The organism is Noviherbaspirillum malthae, assembly GCF_015352985.1.
GTDB lineage: Bacteria > Pseudomonadota > Gammaproteobacteria > Burkholderiales > Burkholderiaceae_D > Noviherbaspirillum > Noviherbaspirillum malthae.
The window spans coordinates 87,651-111,181 of sequence record NZ_JACYXF010000011.1 but is presented as its reverse complement, the minus strand read 5'-3'; the positions used below and the strand labels follow the sequence as shown (position 1 = coordinate 111,181).

18 protein-coding genes are annotated in these 23,531 nt (G+C 61.2%); 15 read left to right on the top strand and 3 right to left on the bottom strand.

Annotation, left to right across the window (positions count from 1 at the left end):
- Nucleotides 1-128: 128 nt before the first annotated feature.
- The 15 genes from leuC (at nt 129) to purF (ending at nt 17,621) form a co-directional block, all read left to right on the top strand.
- The gene (gene leuC, locus IGW03_RS16060) at nt 129-1,532 is read left to right on the top strand and encodes a 3-isopropylmalate dehydratase large subunit (protein ID WP_194723613.1); all 1,404 of its coding nucleotides are present in this window, start codon (nt 129-131) and stop codon (nt 1,530-1,532) included.
- Nucleotides 1,533-1,571: 39 nt separating this feature from the next.
- Complete coding sequence (locus tag IGW03_RS16055) at nt 1,572-1,676, top strand: entericidin A/B family lipoprotein (protein WP_438943649.1); 105 nt, start codon at nt 1,572-1,574, stop codon at nt 1,674-1,676.
- Nucleotides 1,677-1,752: 76 nt separating this feature from the next.
- The gene (gene leuD, locus IGW03_RS16050) at nt 1,753-2,400 is read left to right on the top strand and encodes a 3-isopropylmalate dehydratase small subunit (RefSeq protein ID WP_194723577.1); all 648 of its coding nucleotides are present in this window, start codon (nt 1,753-1,755) and stop codon (nt 2,398-2,400) included.
- A gap of 66 nt (nt 2,401-2,466) precedes the next feature.
- Nucleotides 2,467-3,537 carry a 3-isopropylmalate dehydrogenase gene (gene leuB / locus IGW03_RS16045; protein ID WP_194723576.1) on the top strand — a complete coding sequence of 357 codons (1,071 nt, stop codon included), beginning with the start codon at nt 2,467-2,469 and terminating at the stop codon, nt 3,535-3,537.
- A 39-nt stretch (nt 3,538-3,576) separates the two neighbouring features.
- Nucleotides 3,577-4,713, top strand: coding sequence for an aspartate-semialdehyde dehydrogenase (gene asd / locus IGW03_RS16040; protein ID WP_194723575.1), 1,137 nt, complete (start codon nt 3,577-3,579; stop codon nt 4,711-4,713).
- 285 nt (nt 4,714-4,998) lie between these two features.
- A complete protein-coding gene (locus IGW03_RS16035; RefSeq protein WP_228535592.1) occupies nt 4,999-8,172 on the top strand; it encodes a motility hub landmark protein FimV in 3,174 nt (1,057 codons plus the stop codon).
- Between the two features lie 112 nt (nt 8,173-8,284).
- On the top strand, nt 8,285-9,091 hold the full coding sequence (gene truA / locus IGW03_RS16030; RefSeq protein ID WP_194723573.1) for a tRNA pseudouridine(38-40) synthase TruA: 807 nt from the start codon (nt 8,285-8,287) through the stop codon (nt 9,089-9,091).
- Between the two features lie 49 nt (nt 9,092-9,140).
- Nucleotides 9,141-9,812, top strand: a complete 672-nt coding sequence (locus tag IGW03_RS16025) for a phosphoribosylanthranilate isomerase (protein ID WP_194723572.1) — start codon at nt 9,141-9,143, stop codon at nt 9,810-9,812.
- Between the two features lie 177 nt (nt 9,813-9,989).
- The gene (trpB, locus tag IGW03_RS16020) at nt 9,990-11,258 is read left to right on the top strand and encodes a tryptophan synthase subunit beta (protein WP_194723571.1); all 1,269 of its coding nucleotides are present in this window, start codon (nt 9,990-9,992) and stop codon (nt 11,256-11,258) included.
- A gap of 104 nt (nt 11,259-11,362) precedes the next feature.
- Nucleotides 11,363-12,166 carry a tryptophan synthase subunit alpha gene (gene trpA, locus IGW03_RS16015; RefSeq protein ID WP_194723570.1) on the top strand — a complete coding sequence of 268 codons (804 nt, stop codon included), beginning with the start codon at nt 11,363-11,365 and terminating at the stop codon, nt 12,164-12,166.
- Nucleotides 12,167-12,256: 90 nt separating this feature from the next.
- Nucleotides 12,257-13,129, top strand: coding sequence for an acetyl-CoA carboxylase, carboxyltransferase subunit beta (gene accD / locus IGW03_RS16010; RefSeq protein ID WP_194723569.1), 873 nt, complete (start codon nt 12,257-12,259; stop codon nt 13,127-13,129).
- 110 nt (nt 13,130-13,239) lie between these two features.
- On the top strand, nt 13,240-14,544 hold the full coding sequence (folC, locus tag IGW03_RS16005) for a bifunctional tetrahydrofolate synthase/dihydrofolate synthase (protein ID WP_194723568.1): 1,305 nt from the start codon (nt 13,240-13,242) through the stop codon (nt 14,542-14,544).
- Between the two features lie 55 nt (nt 14,545-14,599).
- Nucleotides 14,600-15,577, top strand: coding sequence for an SPOR domain-containing protein (locus IGW03_RS16000; protein WP_194723567.1), 978 nt, complete (start codon nt 14,600-14,602; stop codon nt 15,575-15,577).
- A gap of 13 nt (nt 15,578-15,590) precedes the next feature.
- Nucleotides 15,591-16,079: a CvpA family protein gene (locus IGW03_RS15995; protein ID WP_194723566.1), complete on the top strand. Its 489-nt coding sequence runs from the start codon at nt 15,591-15,593 to the stop codon at nt 16,077-16,079.
- A gap of 24 nt (nt 16,080-16,103) precedes the next feature.
- Nucleotides 16,104-17,621, top strand: coding sequence for an amidophosphoribosyltransferase (gene purF, locus IGW03_RS15990; RefSeq protein ID WP_194723565.1), 1,518 nt, complete (start codon nt 16,104-16,106; stop codon nt 17,619-17,621).
- A 319-nt stretch (nt 17,622-17,940) separates the two neighbouring features.
- Here the strand turns inward: purF and IGW03_RS15985 are convergent, their stop codons facing one another.
- The 3 genes from IGW03_RS15985 to IGW03_RS15975 form a co-directional block, all read right to left on the bottom strand.
- Complete coding sequence (locus IGW03_RS15985; protein ID WP_194723564.1) at nt 17,941-21,288, bottom strand: EAL domain-containing protein; 3,348 nt, start codon at nt 21,286-21,288, stop codon at nt 17,941-17,943.
- Nucleotides 21,289-21,313: 25 nt separating this feature from the next.
- Nucleotides 21,314-21,730 carry a response regulator gene (locus IGW03_RS15980; RefSeq protein ID WP_228535590.1) on the bottom strand — a complete coding sequence of 139 codons (417 nt, stop codon included), beginning with the start codon at nt 21,728-21,730 and terminating at the stop codon, nt 21,314-21,316.
- Nucleotides 21,731-21,815: 85 nt separating this feature from the next.
- Complete coding sequence (locus IGW03_RS15975; RefSeq protein WP_194723563.1) at nt 21,816-23,297, bottom strand: PAS domain S-box protein; 1,482 nt, start codon at nt 23,295-23,297, stop codon at nt 21,816-21,818.
- Between the last annotated feature and the right edge of the window lie 234 nt (nt 23,298-23,531).

The window sequence follows — 23,531 nt, the reverse complement described above, 5'->3', positions numbered from 1 at the left end:
CCCGCGGCACATGCCGGCGGGCGTTTTTCATGGGCCGCAGGTGCGGCCTTCATCGTTTGAGCTTGCTCAACTATGGCATAATCGAAGGCTATTTTCACCGTTTTGCGCTGCTCTGCACGCTCCTGAACATGGTCCGAACGCTCTACGACAAACTCTGGGAATCGCACGTAGTCCATACCGAGGACGACGGTACTTCCATCCTGTACATCGATCGTCACCTCGTGCACGAAGTGACTAGCCCTCAGGCATTCGAAGGCCTGAAACTGGCCGGACGCCAGCCATGGCGCATTTCCGCCAACCTGGCGGTCGCCGATCACAACGTGCCGACGACCGACCGTGCCCAAGGCATTGCCGATCCGATATCGCGCCTGCAGGTCGAGACGCTCGATGCCAATGCCAGCGCATACGGCCTGACGTATTTCAGCATGGCCGACAAGCGCCAGGGCATCGTCCACGTGATCGGGCCGGAGCAGGGCGCGACGCTGCCGGGCATGACGGTGGTGTGCGGCGATTCGCACACTTCCACTCACGGCGCATTCGGATGCCTGGCCCATGGCATCGGCACCTCCGAAGTCGAACACGTGCTGGCAACTCAGACGCTGCTGGCCAAGAAATCCAAGGCCATGCTGGTGCAGGTCGACGGCGCGCTGCCCTTCGGCGTTACCGCCAAAGACATCGTCCTGGCCGTGATCGGCAAGATCGGCACCGCAGGCGGCACGGGCTATGCGATCGAGTTCGCAGGCTCCACCATCCGTTCGCTGTCGATGGAAGGCCGCATGACCATCTGCAACATGGCGATCGAAGCCGGCGCGCGCGCAGGCATGGTCGCGGTCGACGACACGACGATTAACTACGTCAAGGGCCGTCCGTTTTCTCCGGTCGGTCCGCACTGGGACCGCGCGGTGGACTACTGGCGCACGCTGCATTCGGATCCGGGTGCTAAGTTCGACATGGTGGTCACGCTCAACGCCGCCGAGATCAAGCCGCAGGTCACCTGGGGCACCTCGCCGGAGATGGTGGTGCCGATCGACGACCGCGTGCCCGATCCCGACAAGGAAAAGGATTCCGTCAAGCGCGACGCCATGGAAAAGGCGCTGGTCTACATGGGCCTGACGCCCAACACCGCGATTTCCGACATCCGCATCGACAAGGTATTCATCGGCTCCTGCACCAATTCCCGCATCGAGGACCTGCGTGCCGCGGCCGCCGTCGTGCGTGGCAAGCAGCGCGCATCCAACGTCAAGCTGGCGATGGTGGTTCCGGGTTCCGGCCTGGTGAAGGCCCAGGCGGAAGCCGAGGGACTGGACAAGATCTTCAAGGATGCAGGCTTCGAATGGCGCGAGCCGGGCTGCTCGATGTGCCTGGCGATGAATGCCGACCGGCTCGAGCCGGGCGAGCGCTGCGCCTCGACGTCCAACCGCAACTTCGAAGGGCGCCAGGGACAGGGCGGACGTACGCACCTGGTGTCGCCGGCAATGGCGGCAGCAGCCGGCGTGGAGGGGCATTTCGTCGACGTGCGCGCAATCCGCTGACGGAGCGCAGGGGAGAAGACCATAAAAACACTGTTTGCATTGCTGCTTTCCGCATTGGCGCTGGCCGGCTGCAACACCGTCCAGGGTGTCGGCAAGGATGTCAGGAAAGTCGGCGAAGTAGTGGAAAACGCTGCGAAGCGATAAACGAAAACCGGCCAACGGCGCATCCTGCCAGCGAACAGGCAGGCGGAAAGCGCCGGAAGCCGCCAGGTCAGAAATCATGGAAAAATTTACCGTACATGAAGGATTGGTCGCGCCGCTGGATCGCGCCAACGTCGACACCGACGCAATCATTCCGAAGCAGTTCCTGAAGTCCATCAAGCGTTCCGGCTTCGGCCCCAACCTGTTTGATGAATGGCGTTATCTCGATCACGGCGAACCGGGCATGGACAATTCCACGCGTCCGCTCAATCCCGACTTCGTACTGAACCAGCCGCAGTTCCAGGGCGCGTCCATTCTGCTCACCCGCAAGAATTTCGGCTGCGGCTCCTCGCGAGAGCATGCACCCTGGGCGCTGCAGCAGTACGGTTTCCGCGCCGTCATTGCGCCGAGCTTCGCAGACATCTTCTTCAACAACTGTTTCAAGAACGGCCTGCTTCCCATCGTATTGAGCGAAACTCAGGTCGACCAGCTGTTCAACGAAGTCAAGGCGTTCCCCGGCTACCGCCTGGTGGTGGATCTGGAAGCGCAGGTGGTGCGCACCGTCAACGGCAGCGCGAGCTTCCCGTTTGAAGTCGATGGTTTCCGCAAGTATTGCCTGCTCAACGGCCTGGACGATATCGGTCTCACGCTGCGCCAGGCGGACAAGATCCGCGCATTCGAAGAGCGTCATCTGGCGGCCAATCCCTGGCTGGCCAACACGATCTAGGCGGCCGGACTGCATCGTTCCGGCCTGACCGGATCACGGACTACTTGAGAATTTGAGAACAGAACAATGAAAATCGCAATCTTGCCGGGCGACGGCATCGGACCGGAAATCATCGAGCAGGCAGTGCGCGTGCTGAATGCGCTGGATGAAAAATTTGAAATGGAAACCGCGCCCGTCGGCGGCGCTGGCTACGAGGCGCACGGCCATCCGCTGCCCGACGCCACGCTGGCGCTGGCGAAGGCTGCCGATGCCGTTCTGTTCGGCGCGGTCGGCGATTGGAAATACGACAAGCTCGAGCGTGCGCTGCGCCCCGAGCAGGCCATCCTCGGCCTGCGCAAGAACCTCAATCTTTTCGCGAACCTGCGTCCCGCCATTCTTTATCCGGAACTGGCCGGCGCTTCGACCCTCAAACCCGAGGTCGTGTCGGGACTCGACATCCTGATCATCCGCGAATTGACCGGCGACATTTATTTCGGCCAGCCGCGCGGCGTGCGCACCGCACCCGACGGCGCGTTCAAGGGCGAGCGTGAAGGTTTCGACACCATGCGCTATGCGGAATCGGAAATCCGCCGCATCGCGCATGTCGCCTTCCAGGCGGCGCGCAAGCGCGACAAGCGCCTGACCAGCGTGGACAAGGCCAACGTGCTCGAGACCTTCCAGTTCTGGAAAGACATCGTTACCGATGTCCACAAGGAATACCAAGACGTGACGCTGGATCATATGTATGTCGACAATGCGGCGATGCAGCTGGTGCGCGCGCCGAAAAAATTCGACGTCATCGTCACCGGCAACATGTTTGGCGACATCCTTTCCGATGCGGCGGCAATGCTGACCGGATCGATCGGCATGCTGCCGTCGGCATCGCTGGATGCCAACAACAAGGGTCTGTACGAACCGTCGCACGGTTCGGCGCCCGACATCGCCGGCAAGGGCGTCGCCAATCCGCTGGCGACCATCCTGTCTGCCGCGATGATGCTGCGCTTCTCGCTGAACAGGGCCGAACAGGCCGACCGCATCGAGAATGCGGTCAAGGCGGTACTGGCGCAGGGCCTGCGCACGCCGGACATCTACGAAGAGGGCACGACCAAGGTCGGCACGAAAGAGATGGGCGATGCGGTGGTGCAGGCGCTAAGGTAATGAGTTTATTTTTTTGATGGGCACTTGAGGGAGAAAATTGTGAAGTTAGTAGGCCTGGTGGGTTGGCGTGGTATGGTGGGCTCGGTCCTGATGCAGCGCATGCAGGAAGAGGGCGATTTCGCTCATATCGAGCCGGTATTCTTTTCGACATCCAACACCGGCGGCAAAGCCCCGGCGATGGCGAAAAACGAAACCACACTGAAGGATGCAAATAATATTGACGAGCTGAAAAAATGCGAAATCATTATTACCTGCCAGGGCGGTGACTACACGACCGAGATTTACCCCAAGCTGCGTGCTGCCGGCTGGAACGGCTACTGGATCGATGCGGCCTCCACGCTGCGCATGAAGGACGATGCGATCATCGTCCTCGACCCGGTCAACCTCAACGTCATCAAGGATGCGCTCAAGCGCGGCGTCAAGAACTACATCGGCGGCAACTGCACCGTGTCGTGCATGCTGATGGGCTTGGGCGGCCTGTTCCAGCACGACCTGGTCGACTGGATGACTTCCATGACCTACCAGGCGGCTTCCGGCGGCGGCGCACAGCACATGCGCGAACTGCTGACCCAGTTCGGCTCGATCAATGCAGAAGTCAAGTCGCTGCTCGATGATCCGGCATCGGCGATTCTGGAGATCGATCGCAAGGTGCTCTCCAAGCAGCATTCGATGTCCGCGGACGAGACCAAGCAGTTCGGCGTTCCGCTCGGCGGCAACCTGATTCCCTGGATCGACAAGGATCTGGGCAACGGCGTCTCCAAGGAAGAGTGGAAGGGCGGCGCGGAAACCAACAAGATCCTCGGCCGCGGCGAAGGTTTCGGCGTAACGGCCAAGGCAGCCATTCCGGTGGACGGCCTGTGCGTGCGCATCGGCGCAATGCGCTGCCATTCGCAGGCATTGACGATCAAGCTCAAGAAGGATGTGCCGCTTGACGAGATCGAAGGCATCATTGCCGACAACAACCAGTGGGCGAAAGTCGTGCCGAACACCCGCGAAGCATCGATGAAGGATCTGACGCCCGCAGCCGTCACCGGCAGCCTTACGATTCCGGTCGGCCGTCTGCGCAAGATGCAGATGGGCGGCGAGTATCTGTCCGCGTTCACCGTCGGCGACCAGCTGCTGTGGGGCGCTGCCGAACCGCTGCGCCGCATGCTGCGCATCGTGCTCGACAACTAATCGAGACCTGAGCAACTAGCCAAGCCTCCGACGACTGGGGCCTGTGGAACGCCGGAATGCATTGCCGGTATCTGCAGGCCCCAGTCTCGTTGTCAAACCACAACAGCCATTGCCGACTATCGTAGATACACTGTCACCAATGGCCGTCAAAGTTGGTACTTTGGTTACACTTGCATGGCCAAATCCATGCTGATATGGTGAAAGTTCCACCGATCAATGTTAAATTGGAGCGGTAACCGCCATCTCTCCAGCTCCGCAAACGGAATGCCCCTTATGCCATCCAATATGCATTCAAAAAAGCAACCGTCGATCCGCGCATTGACCCTGAAAACCATCAGCGCAGCCGTCGCGTCTGCATTGGTGTTTTCCAGCGCCTATGCTGCAGGACTAGGCAAATTGACGGTGCTGTCGTCGCTCGGGCAGCCGTTGCGTGCAGAGATCGAACTGACTTCCGTTTCCAAGGACGAGCTTGGCGCGTTGACTGCACGGCTTGCCTCGCCGGAGACCTTCCGCCAGGCGAACATCGATTACAACGCCGCCCTGGCTTCATTGCGTTTCGCCGTAGAACAGCGCGGCGACCGGCAGGTGATTCGCGTCACCTCCAGCCAGCCCCTGAATGAGCCTTTCGTCGACCTGCTGCTTGAAATGTCGGGCCCGAACGGGCGCCTGGTTCGCGAATACACCTTCCTGCTCGATCCCGCCGATTTGCGGCTGGCTCAATCCGCGCAGGTTTCTCCGTCCACGGTAGGCATTCCCGATACCGCTGCTGCAAGGACGCAGCAGCAGGCAGCGCCTGCCCAGCCGGCTGCCGAAGCCGCGGCAGCGCGCAGGAATGCGACGGCGGCCGCACCCGCACCGCGCGCACCTCGCATGGAAGAGCCTGCAGCTGCTTCGGGAGACTACAAGGTGCGCAGCGGCGATACGCTTGCCCGCATCGCCGGCCGTGTCAAGCCAAGCGGCGTTTCGCTCGACCAGATGCTGGTCGCCCTGTATCGCGCCAATCCGGATGCCTTCGTCGGCGAAAACATGAATCGCCTCAAGGCCGGCCAGATCCTGTCCGTACCGGGCGAGGATGCAGCCAAGGCCGTCAGCAGCGGCGAGGCGCGCAGCATCGTCGTTGCCCAGGCCGCAGATTTCAACAACTACCGCAGCAAGCTGGCCGACCAGGTGGCTGCCGGCGCCGCGCAGAAATCGGGCGAAGGCCGGCAGAGCGCAAGCGGCAAGATCAATGCCAAGGTCGAGGAACAATCCAGCCCGGCGGCAGACTCCAAAGACAAGCTGAAACTTTCCAATGCCGCGCCTGCCGCAGGTGCCAATGCCAACGCGGACAAGCGTTCCGGCGGCGGCTCGGCGGAAGACCGCATTGCACAGGAAAAGGCTGTCGCCGAAGCCAATCAGCGCGTCAAGGAACTGGAGAGAAACGTCAGCGAACTGCAGAAACTGCTGGAGGTCAAGAACAAGGGCCTGGCAGAGCAGCAGAAGCAGGCGGAGGCGCCGCTGGCAGACGCCGGCAAGGCAGCCGCCGCTGGTGCTGCGGCTGCTGTGGCACCGGCAGCATCCGATTCTGCAAAGACCGCACCGGCAGCCGGCTCCGCTGCCGAGGCAGGCAAGGCGGCACCGTCCGCTCCTTCAGCAGCGGCAGCACCTGCAGCACCTGCAGCAGCGGGCGCTCCCGAGGCCTCTTCTCCTGCGCCAGCTGCGTCCGCGGAAAAGTCCGCAACGCCCGCGCAGACTCCGGCTCCTGCCGCACCGGCGGCGAAAGCCAAACCGGCAACACCTCCGCCAGCACCGGAAGAGCCGAGCTTCATCGATTCGCTGACCGAAAACCCGATGGTTCTGCCAGGCCTCGGCGCATTGCTCGTGGCCCTCGGCGGACTTGGAATTTATCGCGCGCGCCGCAAGAAGGAAAGCAAGCCTTTCGAAGACAGCCTGATTACCGATTCCAGCCTGAAGGCCAATTCGCTGTTCGGCTCGACCGGCGGACAGACGGTTGATACCAACAACAGCATTTTCAATTCCAGCTTCACGCCTTCGGCCAGCCAGCTCGACTCCAATGAGGTCGATCCGGTCGCCGAAGCCGATGTCTACATCGCCTACGGCCGCGATGCACAGGCGGAGGAAATCCTGAAGGAGGCATTGCGTACCCAGCCCGAGCGTCATGCGGTGCGCGTGAAACTGCTCGAAATCTATTCCAATCGCAAGGACCTGCGTGCGTTCGAAGTGCTGGCAACCGAGCTCTACGGCCTGACCAAGGGCGAAGGGCCGGAATGGGCGCAGGCTGCTGCGCTCGGCGTGGCCATCGATCCGAACAACCCCCTGTACGCCGGCGGCAAGTCCGACGCGGACGACAAGGCGGACGGCGGACTGCTGGCACCGACCCGTCCGCTCGAAGAGCAGGGACTTGCAACGCTGCTTTCGGCAACGCAAAGCGACAATTCCACGCTGCAGACAATCGACTCGCTCGAGACCAACACTTCCTACTTCAGCAATACCGGAAGCGCGAGCGACGTTCCGCTTGAGGTTGCCAAAGACGCCAAGGATGAAGAACCGGCTGCCGTCAAGAACGAACTCGACTTCGAGCCGATGACGGACCTCGATATCGGACTGGACGACAAGCCGGAAATCAAGGCGGAGGCTGAGCAGCCCAAGCCTTCGTCCAACGACCTGGATTTCGATCTGGACGGACTGAACCTGTCTCCGGAACCGGCGGCACCGCAGGCGCCTGCCGCCGCAGCGGAGCCGCTTCCCGAGCTGAGCTCCATCGATTTCGATTTCCTCGATACGCCTTCGGCGGAAAAGGACAAGCCTGCCGACACATCTGCTTCCGTCTTGCCGGAAACGGAGCCAGAGCCGAAAACTGCGCCCGAGCCATCGGTCTCGTCGCTCGACGACTTGCCGAATTTCGAATTGAATCTGCCGGGCGAAGCGCCTGCACCGGCTGAGCCTATCGATCTTCCCGGCATCAAGGATCTCGATTTCTCGCTGGACAATATCTCGCCAGATATTGCATCGGAAGCCGATGTCAAAGCCGCCGAGCCGTTCTCCCTGGATATCGGCCTGCCTGCTGATCCGGCGCCGCTCAATCTGGATATTCCGGAGCTTGCCGATATTTCCGACGAACCGGCATCGGCTGCATCGGGTTCGGCAGAGGATCCGCTGGACTTCGACCTGTCCGGCATCAGCCTGGAACTCAATCCGAAGGATGCGGAAAGCGTTTCCGACTTTTCCCGGTTCGATCTGACCGATACGTCGGATTCGTCCGGTGCGACCGGTTCGGGATTGAGCGACCTTGATGCGAGCATCAACAGCGCAGAAATGGAAACCAAGCTCGATCTGGCCATCGCCTACCAGGAAATCGGTGACAAGGAAGGCGCGCGCGAACTTCTCGATGAAGTCTTGAAGGGCGGGACGCCGCAGCAGAGCGAGCGGGCCAAATCCCTGTTGCTTGAGCTTGCCTGATTGATCCGGCAAATGTAGTCCAGGCGATGCCAAGCTTGGTATTGGTACGAAACGGGCGCAGCGGAGCTTGCGCCCGTTTCGCATTTTTGCTTTTGAATGAACTGGAGTGGAATTGAAACGCATTGCGCTTGGCGTGCAGTATGACGGCGCCCACTGGCACGGCTGGCAGACTCAGCCCCACGGCAAGACCGTGCAGGATGCATTGGAATCCGCCATCAAGCGCTTTGCGCTGACCGACATTGCCACCACCTGCGCGGGACGTACCGATACCGGAGTGCATGCGCTGGAACAGGTAGTGCATTTCGATACCGGCCTTGAACGCGACATGTTTTCCTGGGTGCGCGGCGTCAACGCCTTCCTGCCTGCGTCGATCGCCGTGCGCTGGGCCGCCGAAGTGAAAGGCGAGGGCGACGACGCCTTCCATGCGCGGTTCAGTGCCCGCTCCCGAACCTATCATTACGTGCTCTACAACCATCCGGTACGCATGCCGCTGCTTGCCGGCAAGGCGGGCTGGGTATTCAGGCCGCTGCAGGTCGAGCCGATGCGGGAAGCCGCCGCCTGCCTGCTCGGCACGCATGACTTTTCCGCGTTCCGCGCGGCGGAGTGCCAGGCCAAATCTCCGGTCAAGACCATGCATGACATCCGCATCGAGCGGCGCGGCGACCTGATCGTATTCACCTTGACCGCCAGCGCCTTCCTGCATCACATGGTGCGCAACATCGTCGGTTCGCTCATCGTGGTCGGGAACGGAAACCAGCCACCCCAGTGGCTGGCCGGCATCCTCGACAAGCGCGACCGCAGCCTTGCCGCGCCGACCTTCATGCCCGACGGCTTGTACCTGGCGAAGATCGAGTACGATGCGGCATGGGCGCTGCCGCAGGAAAATTCTCCTGCCTTGCCGTGGTTTCACGGACAATGAATGAGCCGGTAGCATAATATCGGCAGAACGGCTTATTGCTCTCGATTCCATGACTTCCCGTACCCGTGCAAAAATTTGTGGCATTACCCGCCCGCAAGATCTCCAGTCCGTCATTGCGGCCGGCGCCGATGCGATCGGTTTCGTTTTCTATGCCAAAAGCCCCCGCTATGTCGCGCCGCAGGAGGCGGCGGCACTGATTGCCGCTGTGCCTGCCTATATCACCACGGTCGGGCTGTTCGTCAACGCTTCGGTGGAGGAGATCAAAGACGTGGTTCGCGTGGCGCCGGTGTCCATGCTGCAATTCCATGGCGATGAAACGCCCGAGCAATGCCGTGCCGCAGCCGAGGCGGTTTCCCGTCCCTTCATGCGCGCCCTGCGCGTGGAACCGGATATGACGGCCGCCGATTTGCTAGAATACGAGGAAAGTTACCGTGCCGCCGGGCCGTTGTTCGCCGGCCTGCTGCTCGACGCATTTGTCGACGGCTATGGCGGCGGTGGAAAGGTTTTCGATTGGTCTCTCATCCCAAAAGAGCTCGCGCCTCGGGTCGTTTTGAGTGGTGGCTTGAGCGCACAAAACGTCACTGAAGCCGTGCTTCAGGTACGCCCGCATGCCGTCGACGTCAGCAGTGGCGTCGAACTCTCCAAGGGCATCAAGGATCCTGCAAAGATTGCCGCGTTCATCCGGGCAGTTGGCCTTGCCGACTCCCGGCTGAACAACTAACGGATGGCATGCAATCGCGCTCATGCCGCGCTTGCCTCCGTTTCAACAGCAGCCCGATTCCGGATTCTTGCTTCTTGCCGTGGCTGCACGTTGCGGCATGCATTTAGCCATCAATGAACCGATCCAGGGCATTCGCCTGCGCGAGCGCCTTGCCGTCAAGCTTGAAAGAGGATGACCATGAAAGAACTGAACGCGCTTGAAAACTATGGCGAGCGCCAGCCTGTCACGACCGCCGCGCTGCACCAGACGGCGCCCTACAACCTTCCCGATGCACGCGGGCACTTCGGCCCCTACGGCGGCACCTTCGTGTCGGAAACCCTGACGCATGCGCTGACCGAACTGAAGAACGGTTATGCGCATTACCAGAACGATCCGGAATTTCTCGCCGAATTCGAGCGCGAACTGAAGCATTTCGTCGGCCGTCCCAGCCCGATCTACCATGCAAAACGCTGGTCCGAAATGATGGGAGGCGCGCAGATCTACTTCAAGCGTGAAGACCTCAACCATACCGGCGCCCACAAGATCAACAACGTGATCGGCCAGGCCCTGCTCGCAAAGCGCATGGGCAAGCCGCGCGTCATCGCGGAAACCGGGGCAGGACAGCACGGCGTCGCAACCGCCACCATCTGCGCCCGTTTCGGCCTCGAATGCGTGATCTACATGGGCAGCGAGGACGTCAAGCGCCAGGTGCAGAACGTGTACCGCATGGAACTGCTCGGCGCGAAGGTGGTGCCGGTCGAATCCGGTTCAAAGACCCTGAAGGATGCGCTCAACGAAGCGATGCGCGACTGGGTGACCAATGTCGAGAATACCTTCTACATCATCGGTACCGTTGCCGGCCCGCATCCCTACCCGATGATGGTGCGCGACTTCCAGTCCGTGATCGGCAAGGAATGCCTGGTGCAAATGCCCGAGCAGGCCGGCAGGCAGCCCGATTACGTCGTCGCCTGCATCGGCGGCGGCTCCAATGCCATGGGCATCTTCTATCCGTATATCGACCACAAGGACGTGCAGCTGGTCGGCGTCGAGGCGGCCGGAGAAGGGCTCGACACCGGAAAGCATTCCGCATCGCTCATCGCCGGTTCGCCCGGTGTGCTGCACGGCAACCGCACCTATCTGCTGCAGGATGAAAACGGCCAGATCATCGAGACGCATTCGGTGTCGGCGGGCCTCGATTATCCCGGCGTCGGACCGGAGCATGCCTGGCTCAAGGATTCCGGCCGCGCGCAGTATGTTTCCGTCACCGACGACGAAGCGATCGAAGCCTTCCACAACTGCTGCCGCATCGAAGGCATCATCCCGGCACTCGAGTCCAGCCACGCGCTGGCCTACGCGGCAAAGTTCGCCGCCACGCTGCCCAAGGACAAGATTGTGCTTGCCAATCTTTCCGGGCGCGGCGACAAGGACATGCATACCGTCGCCGAACGCATGAAGAAAAACATCTGAAACGCGTCGCCGTTTGCATACACGTCCTTCCAGCCGGAAAGCCGCAGGCGTTTGATCAAGCGCCCGCACTGTTCCATGGCCGAACAACGAGATAGAGACTGACCATGTCCAGAATTAAAAATACGCTGACTACACTTGCCGAACAAAAACGCAAGGGCCTGATTCCCTTCATTACCGCAGGCGATCCGTCGCCGGGACTTACCGTATCGCTGATGCATGCCCTGGTGGCAGGCGGCGCCGACATAATCGAACTCGGCGTACCTTTCTCCGATCCAATGGCTGATGGCCCTGTCATCCAGCGCGCTTCCGAACGCGCTCTGGCCCAGGGCGTCGGCATGCGCGACGTATTAAGCTTCGTAAAGGAATTCCGCAGCAAGGATCAGGCAACGCCCGTGGTGCTGATGGGCTATGCCAATCCGATTGAAAGAATGGGCGCCGACTCCTTCATCCAGGCAGCAGGGGAAGCGGGTGTCGACGGCGTGCTGGTGGTCGATTACCCGCCGGAAGAGTGCGAGGAGTTTGCGGCTTCAATGAAGCGCAAAGGACTCGATCCCATCTTCCTGCTGGCGCCTACTTCGACTCCGGAACGGATTGCGCAGGTCGGCAAGATTGCGACCGGTTACGTATACTACGTCTCGCTCAAGGGCGTCACCGGGTCGGGTCATCTCGACCTGGAAGCCGTGGCGAGCAAGATTCCGGAAATCCGGAAGCATGTGCAGGTGCCGGTCGGCGTCGGCTTCGGTATCCGTGATGGCGCTACCGCAAAGGCAATTGCTTCCGTGTCGGATGCGGTGGTGATCGGCAGCCGCATCATCCAGGAACTGGAAAACACGCCGCAGGAAAATGCGGCCGAGGCGGTGCGCAGTTTTATTGCCGGAATCCGGCAGGCACTTGACGAAAAGGCATGATGTCCAGCTGTTGCTGTCGTCAAACCGATATTGGCGCAAAGCAAGGCCGGCGGTACAATGCGCCCACCCGAAAAATCAAAAGAGGTCACGATGAGTTGGCTTGAAAAACTGCTTCCCCCGCGCATTCAGCGCTCCGACTCCGGCAACCGCAAATCGGTTCCGGAAGGTTTGTGGGTGAAGTGCCCGTCCTGCGAAGCCGTCCTGTACCGCACGGATCTCGAGTCGAATATTCACGTTTGCCCGAAATGCGACCACCACATGCGCATCCGCGCACGTGAGCGCCTTGATGCGCTGCTCGATGCGGGCGGCCGTTATGAAATCGGACAGGAAGCCCTGCCGGTCGACTCGCTGAAGTTCAAGGACAGCAAGAAATACCCGGACCGCCTGAAGGATGCGATGGAAGCGACAGGCGAGACCGATGCGCTGATCGTCATGGGCGGCGCGATCATGACGCTGCCGGTGGTCGTGGCCTGCTTCGAGTTCGAATTCATGGGCGGCTCGATGGGCTCGGTGGTCGGCGAGCGGTTCGCCCGCGGCGCCCAGGCGGCGCTGGATCAGAAGGTGCCGTTCATCTGCATTACCGCAACCGGCGGTGCCCGCATGCAGGAAGGCCTGCTGTCGCTGATGCAGATGGCGAAAACGACATCCATGCTGACCAAGCTGGCGGAGCGCAAGCTGCCCTTTATTTCCGTCTTGACCGACCCCACCATGGGAGGCGTATCGGCATCGTTTGCCTTCATGGGCGATGTCGTGATTGCCGAACCGAAGGCGCTGATCGGCTTTGCCGGACCGAGGGTCATCGAGAACACGGTCCGCGAAAAGCTGCCGGAAGGCTTCCAGCGTGCCGAATTCCTGCTGCAGAAGGGCGCGGTCGACATGATTATCGACCGCCGCAAGATGCGAGAGGAAATCGCACGGCTGTTGGCCCTGCTGCAGAGCCAGCCTGCCGAAGTGCTCGCCTGATCCGGGCCTGCGCCGCAACGGCGAACAAGATGGGTACGGCGTCCTGCGTACCTGTCCTGTTCGCCGTCTTGCATTTGAACTGAACAATTCTTCCATTGCCGCAACGAGTCATGACTACGCAACCCGCAACCCTGGCCGAATGGCTCTCCCTTCTCGAATCCATGCATCCCAAGGCCATCGACATGGGCCTGGAGCGCGTCGGACAGGTCAGGGACAGGCTCGGCATCCGTTTCGACTGTCCTGTGATCATCGTGGGCGGCACCAACGGCAAGGGCTCGACGTGTGCGATGCTGGAATCCATCCTGATGCAGGCCGGATATCGCGTCGGACTGTACACCTCGCCGCACCTGATCGACTTCAACGAACGGGCGCGCGTCAACGGCGAGCCGGCGTCGGACGCGATGCTGACGGAGCAGTTCGCTGTCGTCGAAGCGCAGCGCGGCGACGTATCGCTGACCTATTTCGAATTCACCACGCTCGCCATCCTGCGCCTGTTCGCCCAGTCCGGGCTGGACGCGGTGATCCTGGAGGTGGGGCTCGGCGGACGTCTGGATGCGGTGAACGTGATCGATGCCGACGTTGCCATCGTGACCAGCGTGGACATCGACCACACCGAATATCTCGGCGATACCCGTGAAAAGATCGGTTTCGAGAAGGCCGGCATTTTCCGCGGCGGCCGCACCGCCATCTGCGGCGACCCGGTCCCTCCGCAATCCCTGATCGACCATGCGCGGGCCATCGGCGCCGATCTCTGGCTGTTCGGGCATGATTTCAACTATTCCGGCGACAAGCAGCAGTGGAGCTACGGCGGACGCGGGCAGCGGCGCAATTCGCTCGGCTATCCGGCGCTGCGCGGCGCCAACCAGCTGCTCAACGCATCGGCGGCGCTGGCGGCGCTGGAGGCGCTGCGGCACCGTCTGCCCGTCGGTGCGCAGGAAGTGCGCACGGGACTGGCCATGGTGGATCTGCCGGGCCGCTTCCAGGTCCTCCCGGGCAGGCCGACCGTGGTCCTCGACGTGGCGCATAATCCCCATGCCGCCGCCACGCTGGCGCAGAACCTCGACAACATGGGTTTCCATCCCTATACCTATGCAGTATTCGGCGCCATGCAGGACAAGGATATCGACGGCGTCATCGCCCAGCTCAAGGATCGCGTCGACCATTGGTGCGTGACCGACCTGCCGCTGCCGCGCGCCGCAACGGCGGAAACCCTGAAGCAGAAGCTGCTCGATGCCGGCATCGTGCCGCAGACCGGGGCCGGCAACGAACGTTCGATCGAAACCTTTGCCTCTCCCGCCACAGCTTTCGCGAATGCACGAAGCAGGGCCGGCGAGAATGATAGAATTGCGGTTTTCGGATCATTCCTGACTGTCGCTGGCGTGATGGAAGCGAAAAGATCCGGAGAGGCGGGCTGAAAAACCGTATTGTTTTTTCAAGACCGCCGCTCAACTCACCGACACTTTTTATCGCATGAGCTTGTTCTCGTCCTTCCGCAAAAACAAGCAGGAACCCGCTTCCGACGACAGTGCGTTTTATTCGCGCGCTGAAGAGGAATCCAAGGCGGTACGCAGCCGCAAGCGCCGTTCGGCCAAGCCGCAGGCGCAGGGTGCCGAGCAGGCCGATCCGGTCCTGCCGGAAAAGAAGCGGGCGCGCCGCCGCCTGATCGGTGCGGTGGCCCTGGTGCTGGCTGCAGTGGTCGGTTTGCCAATGCTGCTCGATTCCGAGCCCAAGCCCGTCGCCGACGATATAGCAATCCAGATTCCCTCCAAGGACAAGCCTGCGGCGTCGTCGGCCAGTTCCGCTTCTGCGAACCCGTCGGCAGCACCGGCATCTTCCGGCGTGAATGCGACCGCCGCGCTCGATCCGAAGGAAGAGGTGGTCGACCCGGCGGACATCGCCAAGCAGCCGTCCGCTGTCGCTGCGGCACCCGCCGCAACCCCGAAAACGGAATCCTCCAAACAGGCAGCCGCTCCCAAGGATGACCACGGGAAGCAGGCAGCGCCGACCGCGCCGCTTGCCAAGGCGGATGCCAGGCCCGAACCCAGGCACGAATCCAAGCCGGAATTGAAACCCGAGCCGAAGGCCGACAAGGCTGATAAATCCGACAAGTCGGACAAGGCTGAAAAGGCGGACGCCAGGCAGGCGGAGAAGCTGGCCGAGGCGGCGCGTGCCAAAGCTTTGCTTGAAGGCAAGCCAGATCCGTCCCTCGAAAAGAAATCCAGCAAATTTGTCATCCAGGTGGCGGCACTTGCGACCAGGGAAAAGGTCAATGAGCTGCAAACCAAGCTCAAGGATGCAGGCATCCATTCGTTCACGCAGACAGTCACTACCGATGGCGGCAGCCGCACGCGCATCCGGGTCGGACCGTTCACCAGCAAGGATGAGGCTGAGAAGGTCCGCGCGAAAATCGTCAAGCTGGGCTTGAACGGCACGCTCGTGCCGGCTTGAACATTGCCCATACGTGACAATATTCGACTATATCGTTGTCTTCGTGCTGATTTGCTCGATTGTCATCAGCACCTTGCGGGGCCTGGTCAAGGAAATCCTGTCCCTGCTCAGCTGGATCGTTGCATTCGTGGTGGCCAATGCCTACGGCGAAGGACTGGCCGGATTGCTTCCGGATGCGATTCCCGGCGGCACCACCCGGCTGATCGTGGCCTTTCTCGCCCTGTTCATCGGGGTGCGGCTGATGATGATGCTGCTGAGCATGGCGGTGGATGCAGTGATCAAGGCCAGCGGCCTGACGCTGGCCGACCGCGGTCTCGGCGGGCTGTTCGGGCTGGGACGCGGGCTGGTCATCGTACTGGCCGTCGTGCTGGTGTGCGGCATGACAGCGATTCCGCAGCAGGCTTTCTGGAAGGAAGCCCTGTTCAGCCCGTTGGCCGAAACGGCTGCAAGAACGGTCAGCCCCTACCTGCCGGGCGATTGGGCCAGGCACGTAAGCTTTTGAATTGTCTTAGTTGAGGAGTCCACCATGTGTGGCATTGTTGGCGTTGTTTCCCAGGGTCCGGTCAACCAGCTGATCTATGATGCCTTGTTGCTGCTGCAGCATCGCGGGCAGGATGCGGCGGGTATCGCAACCAATCACGGCAATACGTTTTCGATGTACAAGGCCAATGGCCTGGTGCGCGACGTATTTCGTACACGCAACATGCGTTCGCTGCCCGGCAATGCCGGCATCGGCCAAGTCCGCTATCCGACGGCCGGCTCTTCCAGCGAGGAAGAGGCTCAGCCGTTCTACGTCAATGCGCCGTTCGGCATCATCCTGGCGCATAACGGCAACCTGACCAACTGGGAACAGCTCAAGATCGAGATGTTCAAGAACGACCGCCGCCACGTCAATACCGACTCCGATTCCGAAGTCCTGCTCAACGTGCTGGCCCATGAAATCCAGATGGCCACGACAGGCTACTCCCTGGATCCGTCGGCCCTGTTCAAGGCGGTGTCCGTCCTGCATACCCGCGTGCGCGGCTCCTATGCGGTCGTGGCGCAGATCGCCGGCTATGGCCTGCTGGCCTTCCGCGATCCGTTCGGCATTCGTCCGCTGTGCATCGGCTTCAATGAAACCGACAAGGGTACCGAATACATGCTCGCCAGCGAATCGGTTGCGCTGGAAGGGCTCGGTTTCCGTTTCCTGCGCGACGTGCTGCCGGGCGAAGCCATCTTCATCGACCTCGACGGAAAGCTGTACAACCAGCAGTGCGCGGAAAACCCCATGCTCAATCCCTGCGCATTCGAGTTCGTCTATCTGGCACGTCCGGATTCCATCATCGACGGTGCCTCCGTCTATGCATCGCGCCTGAAGATGGGCGAATATCTCGCGGAGAAGATCAGGCGCCAGTTTTCGGCCGGCGACATCGACGTGGTGATGCCGATTCCCGATTCCTCCCGTCCGGCGGCGATGGAACTCGCGCTCAAGCTCAACCTCGACTACCGCGAAGGCTTCATCAAGAACCGCTACATCGGCCGTACCTTCATCATGCCCGGCCAGGGCCTGCGCAAGAAGTCGGTGCGCCAGAAGCTCAATGCCATCGGCAGCGAGTTCAAGGGCAAGAACGTGCTGCTGGTCGACGATTCGATCGTGCGCGGCACGACCAGCCGCGAGATCGTGCAGATGGCGCGCGATTCCGGCGCCAAGAGCGTGATCTTCGCATCGGCGGCGCCGCCGGTGAAGTTCCCGAACGTCTACGGCATCGACATGCCGACCCGTAACGAACTGATCGCCTACGGCCGCAGCGAAGAGGAAGTCTGCCGCGAGATCACCGCCGATGCGCTGGTCTACCAGGATGTCGATGCGCTCAAGCGCTCGATCTCGGATGTGAATCCGGCGCTCAAGGATTTCGAAGCATCCTGCTTCGACGGCATCTATGTCACGGGCGACATTTCGCGCGATTACCTCGACCGCATCGAGTATGTGCGCAACAATCCCAAGCCGGAAATCGAGGATGCCGTGCGTTCCCAGCTTGCCCTGAATCTGGCGCGCGTCGATTGATGATGTGACCGGCGGAGCTGTTCGCCGCAATGAAAAAGCCCGCGATGCTGTCGCGGGCTTTTTGTTTTGCTCTCCGCGTTTTCGCACCACAGGCATCTGAACGCCGGCCCTGAATTCCACAGCCGGCACGAAGATGTCTGATACCAATCCCAAGGTATGACGTGCCAGATGAGATTGATGGATTTTTTCGTCTCGCAAGGCGTGGGAGGAATCCATAGCGGGGCTATGGATGACGAGCACAACGCGGGCAGGCGGAAAAAGACGCGATCTCATGGCACGTTATGCCTTGGGATTGGTATGACGTGCGGGAAGCCGCGCTTCAATGCCGCCGCAGCAGATGCGCGAATTCCTGCGCCGGCAGCGGCCTGCTGAAGAAATATCCCTGCATCTCGTCGCACTGATGTTCGCGCAGGAAGGCGACCTGCTCCTCGGTTTCCACGCCTTCCGCGATCACCCGCAGGTTGAGGCTGTGTCCGAGCGAAATGACGGTGCTGGTGATGGCGGCGTCATCGGCGTCGGTGGCGATGTCGCGCACGAAGGATTGATCGATCTTCAGGTGGTGCAGCGGAAAGCGCTTGAGGTAGCTGAGGCTGGAATAGCCGGTGCCGAAGTCGTCGATCGACAATTGCACGCCCAGGCTTTCCAGTTCGTGCAGCTTGCTGATGAAGAGGTCGGCGCTGTTCATCACCATGCTCTCGGTCAGCTCCAGTTCGAGATGACGGGCTTCCAGTCCCATGCTGTCCAAGGTATCGGCCACCGACTGCACCAAGCCTTCCTGGTTGAACTGGCGTGCGGACAGGTTGACCGAAATGCTGATCTCCGGCAGCCCGGCGTCCTGCCAGGCGCGGTTCTGCGCGCATGCGGTCCGGATGACCCAGTTGCCGATGGGTACGATGAGCCCGATTTCCTCTGCCATCGGAATGAAGCGGGTAGGGGGCACCAGACCCATGTCCGGATGATTCCAGCGGATCAGCGCTTCGGCGCCGATGATGCGGCCGGTGTGGACATCGACCTTGGGCTGGTAGAACAGCTCGAATTCGTTCTTGTCGAGCGCGCGCCGCAGGGCGCGCTCGAGCGCCGCCCGTTCCAGCGCGCGCACGCTCATTTCCGCCGAATAGAAGTGGAAGGCATTGCCCTGTTCTTCCTTGGCGCGGTACATCGCCGTGTCGGCATTGCGCAGCAGCGTCTGGATGTCTTCGCCGTCGTCCGGGTAGAGCGTCGCGCCGATGCTCGTCGTCATGAACAGTTCATGGTTCCTCACCATGAACGGCTTCTCGAAGACATCGAAGATCTTCTGCGCCACCGCCGCCACGTCCTGCGGGCGCTGCACATCGGTGAGCAGGATGATGAATTCGTCTCCGCCCTGGCGCGCCACCGTATCGCCTTCGCGAACCACCTGCCTGAGGCGGTTTGACACTTCCTGCAGCAGGTTGTCGCCCAGCATGTGGCCAAGGCTGTCATTGACGCTCTTGAATCGGTCCAGGTCGAGGAAGAGCAGGGCGAGCATCTGGCCGCTGCGGCGGGCATGCGCCATGGCCTGGGTGATGCGGTCTCCAAGCAGGTTGCGGTTGGCCAGCGAGGTCAGTGCATCATGATCTGCCAGATATTCGATTCGGGCTTCATACTGCTTGCGCTCGCTGATGTCGATGGCGATGCCGTCGCAGCGCAGCAGCCGTCCTCGCTGGTCGCGGATCGCGCGTGCCCTTTCCTCAACCCAGCGGATGCTGCCGTCCGGGCGGACGATGCGGTATTCATGTTTCAGATCTGCCGCATGCGCAAGCCGGGCATGGCCGGCTTCCATCGCGGCCCGGTCATCGGGATGCACCGACTCGAACCACAGGCTGCGGTCGCGGAAGAAGTCTTCTATCGGCCGCCCGTACAGCGTCTCCACGATGGAATTGAGATAGATGAAGCCGCGGTCGGTCGCCGACCAGACCACGTTGTCGATCGAATCCAGGATGCTGGAGAGTTTTTCCTCGGTTACCCGCAGATCGCTTTCGGCTTTCTCCCGGGCCTGCTTGGTGCGCAGGCTGGCGACACCGTAGGAAATATCGTCCGCCAGTTCTTCCAGCATTGCCACCTGCTCGCTGTCGAAGGAACCGGCATCCTTTTCGTAAATCGTCAGCACGCCGAACAATTGCTCCTGATGCTTGAGAGGGAGTGAAACGGCGACCGGATCGGTCAATGTTTCGACCGCACCTTCGCCGGAGGTCATGTCGACCACCACCCATGGCCGCGCATGCTCATCAATCAGCGCGGAGCCATGCCGGGATAAGGTTCCCGGAACGAACCGGCTGGCGGGCTTGAGCTCCATGCCAGGAACGGAACCGGCGTGCGCTACCGGCGTCAGCGTGCCGTCGTCGCCGGTATAGCCTATCCATGCCATCTGATATCTGCCGGCCTCCACCACGGTGCGGCACATATCCTGCAGCAGCGTGCGCTCATCCCTGGCGTGCACCATCACGTGATTGCATTCCGCCATCACGGTGCGTGCGCGCAGGGTGCGGCGCAGGGCTTCCTGCGCCTGCTTGCGCTCATTGACTTCGTTTTTCAGGCGCGCGTGCTGGCGTTCGATCTCGCTGTAGAGAACGAGGTTGTCGTAGACGACGGCGAGCTGCGAGGCAACCGTTGCCGCGGCCCGTTCATCGATCTCGCTGAATTCCGCCGCACCCAGCTTGTCGACCAGGTACAGCCATCCGTAAGTCTTGTCCTGGGAGGCCACCGGCACGACCAGGATGGAATGCACGGGCGGGTGTCCGGCCGGCAGTCCCAGCCGCCCGGCAATGCCATCCGGGTTGCGCATGCGGCAGGCAGTGCGCTGGGCAAGCACCTTGCCGAAAATGCCGGCATCCGGCAAGGGACTGGTCATGCTTCCGGCCGTGCCGTCCTCCATGCCGCGGGTGAGAAAGTGCGCCAGGCGGCTGCGGTCATCGGCCAGGATGCCGATCGCGGAATATCGGGCGACGCAGATATCCTGCACCACCCGGCAGCTGATTTCCAGAAGTCGGCGCGGATCGCGTTCCGCGGTCAGTTCGATGCCGAGTTCGATCAGCGCGGTCAGGCGCAGACTGACGCCCTGCAGACTCGACAGAGCGTTGGACAGACGCTGTGCGATCCTTTGCAGTTCCTCGGATCCGGAATCGCCGCGAGCCTGTCCCTCGAGGGCGAATTCCGACATGAGGTTGCTGCTGGCTTCCAGTTCGACCAGGTATTCGGACAGCTGGTCATCGAGACCTGAACGGAGCGCCGGCTCGGATGCCTGGACGCTCTCCGGAAGGGCGGCCTGCAGGCTCGGACCGGGCAGGCCCAGCGCTTCCTGCACCGTCTTCAGGATCAATTCCGGATCGGACGGCTTGGGCAAAATCCAGCGCACGCCGCAAGACATCGCCATCAGGCCGGCTTCGCGCTCGTGGTAGGCCGCGGTGTAAAAGATGACCGGTGTTGCGGCAAAGGCCGGCATTGCACGCAGACGGGTGACAAATTCATAGCCGTCCATGTTGGGCATGAGAATGTCGGCAATGACGAGATCGGGCTTGCCCGTGGCTGCCTGCTCCAGGCCTTCGGTGCCGTTGGCAGCTTCGAGCAGACGGTGACCACTGTAACCGAGGAGGACCATGAGAAACTGCCGGTTAAGGACATGATCGTCAACGATCAGTATGGTCGCCATCTTCGCTCCTGTTCGTTACTGTGCGTTACTGTGGAAAGTGCGGGGCCCGGCCTGGTGCCGAGGCGCCGGCATGCGAGGACTTCAGGAATTGTTCGATCACGCCGACGAAGCGCTCAGGCTCGACCGGCTTGCTGATATAGCCGTCGAATCCCGCCGTCAGCAGCTTTTCCCGATCCCCCACCATTGCCAGCGCGGTGACGGCAATGACCGGAATCGAGCACAGTGTCGGCTCCGACTTGAGTATGGCAATCACGCCATATCCGTTCAGGCCGGGCAGATGGACATCGCAGATGATCAGGTCAGGGCGCTCGCGCCGAGCCAGCGCAAGTCCGCCGAGGCCGTCATGCGCAGTCATGGTCTGGTGGCCGTAGGCATCGAGCAGGTAGACCATCAGCTCCAGGTTGGCCGGATTGTCCTCGATGACCAGGATACGGGTATTCAATCGAACGACTCCATCTCGCATGCCGCGAATGCCGCGGATGGGGAACCGCTCCGGCCGGATACGGCGCATGTCATGGACGCGCGCATTATTGCGGATGCTCCGGAAGCGCCAGGGTGAACAGGCTGCCTTCGCCGAAGGTGCTGGCAAACGACAAGTCCGCGCCGAGAAGCGCCGCGAGCTTCCGGCTCAAATACAGGCCGAGACCGGTGCCTTCATAGCGCCGGGTCGAACCGGCGTCGACCTGGGAGAACGCTTCGAACAGGCGAGCCTTGTCTTCATCGCGGATGCCGATGCCGCTGTCGCGCACGCTGATGACCGCCTTGCGCGTTCCGGCGGTTTCCAGTTCGCTCAGCCGCACGTCTATCCCGCCGCGTTCGGTGAACTTGACTGCATTGTTGACGAGGTTGAGCAGTATCTGGCTGACTGCGCGGCTGTCGGTATGGAATACGATGTCGCGTTGGGGAAGGTCAGGCTGAACCAGCAAGTCTTTTTGCCTGGCCAATGGAGCAATCGTGTCGATGACGCCATTGACCAGGCTGTTGAGCGACACGGCTTCGACATGCAGCCTGATCTTGCCGGACTCTATCCTTGCCAGATCGAGCAGGTCGTTGATCAGCGAGAGCAGATGCTTCGCGCTGTGCTGAATGGTGCGCAGCTGCTTGTCCTGGTCCTGCGTCAGCGGGCCGGGCAGGCGCATGAGCAGCGTGCCGGTGAAGCCGATGATGGCGTTGAGCGGCGTGCGCAGTTCATGCGACATGCCGGCCAGGAAATGATCCTTCGCGAGATTGGCTTTCTTGAGTTCGATGTTTTTTTCATGCAGGGCGAGTTCGATCTGCCTGCGTTCGGTGATGTCGCGGATCGCGCTCATGAGCAGGGGCCCTTCCTCGGTCTGCACCTGGCCGATGCTCGCTTCGACGGGAATTTCCCTGCCGTCCTTGCGCAGCGCGTGAAATGCCAGGCCTGCGCCCGTCGCATTCCTGTCCGCCGGCTTGAAGCGGCCTTCGCGGGGCTGCTCCCGCAATTCCTGCGTCCGGTCGCGCAGCAGGCAGTCGACCGGCAGACCCAGCAGTTCATGCGCTTCATATCCGAACAGGCGCTGGGCCTGCGAGTTGGCGAGCACGATATGCCCGGTCGCATTCGACATCACGATCCCGTCGGGCATGCATTCCAGAAGATCGCGGAATTTTGCTTCCAGCAATTTCGCGTCGCGCCTGACCTTCAGCTCGGTCACGTCTTTCTGGCTGCTCAAGACATAGTCGAGGGAACCATCCTGCGCATGAATGGCCTTGTTCGATACATCGACATGGATGAGCGATCCGCTCTTGGTCCGTCGTACCGATTCGTAACTGCAGATGCCTGCCTGTTTCAACAGCGCCAGATTGCGGGCTTCCTCGTCATGATGTTCGTCCGGTACCAGCAATTCGTGCAGAAGCTGTCCGCCGGCTTCCATGCTGTCATAACCGAAAACCTGTTCCGCTCCTCTTGTCCAATGTGCAATTCGTCCTTCAGGGGTCAGTACGACAACCGCATCCGGAATTTCCTGCAGCACCAGTTCGTTGAAATCCATCGGCAAAAATCTGCAATCTTTTCGATTAGTGATAACCGGGGCAATGCTACCTTCTGACGATAAATGCGTGACAGAAAATCACTGTCATTTGACTACGATCACTTGTTTGAACAATAGTGCAAAAATATTTGGATGCAAGCAGCGCGGCCGGCGCCGCTCGGTTCGAAAAATTGTCATGCAGCCGGCCTGTCATTTTGCGTTCACCCGGATTTACGTTACGATACGGGTCTGCGC

Excerpts from the sequence above, each read along its gene's own strand:
- leuD (WP_194723577.1), top strand. The coding sequence starts at position 1,753 with ATGGAAAAATTTACCGTACATGAAGGATTGGTCGCGCCGCTGGATCGC.
- trpA (WP_194723570.1), top strand. The coding sequence starts at position 11,363 with ATGTCCAGAATTAAAAATACGCTGACTACACTTGCCGAACAAAAACGC.
- trpB (WP_194723571.1), top strand. The coding sequence starts at position 9,990 with ATGAAAGAACTGAACGCGCTTGAAAACTATGGCGAGCGCCAGCCTGTC.
- IGW03_RS15985 (WP_194723564.1), bottom strand. The coding sequence starts at position 21,288 with ATGGCGACCATACTGATCGTTGACGATCATGTCCTTAACCGGCAGTTT.
- leuC (WP_194723613.1), top strand. The coding sequence starts at position 129 with ATGGTCCGAACGCTCTACGACAAACTCTGGGAATCGCACGTAGTCCAT.
- purF (WP_194723565.1), top strand. The coding sequence starts at position 16,104 with ATGTGTGGCATTGTTGGCGTTGTTTCCCAGGGTCCGGTCAACCAGCTG.
- IGW03_RS16035 (WP_228535592.1), top strand. The coding sequence starts at position 4,999 with ATGCATTCAAAAAAGCAACCGTCGATCCGCGCATTGACCCTGAAAACC.
- accD (WP_194723569.1), top strand. The coding sequence starts at position 12,257 with ATGAGTTGGCTTGAAAAACTGCTTCCCCCGCGCATTCAGCGCTCCGAC.
- IGW03_RS15975 (WP_194723563.1), bottom strand. The coding sequence starts at position 23,297 with ATGGATTTCAACGAACTGGTGCTGCAGGAAATTCCGGATGCGGTTGTC.
- folC (WP_194723568.1), top strand. The coding sequence starts at position 13,240 with ATGACTACGCAACCCGCAACCCTGGCCGAATGGCTCTCCCTTCTCGAA.
- IGW03_RS16025 (WP_194723572.1), top strand. The coding sequence starts at position 9,141 with ATGACTTCCCGTACCCGTGCAAAAATTTGTGGCATTACCCGCCCGCAA.
- leuB (WP_194723576.1), top strand. The coding sequence starts at position 2,467 with ATGAAAATCGCAATCTTGCCGGGCGACGGCATCGGACCGGAAATCATC.
- IGW03_RS16000 (WP_194723567.1), top strand. The coding sequence starts at position 14,600 with ATGAGCTTGTTCTCGTCCTTCCGCAAAAACAAGCAGGAACCCGCTTCC.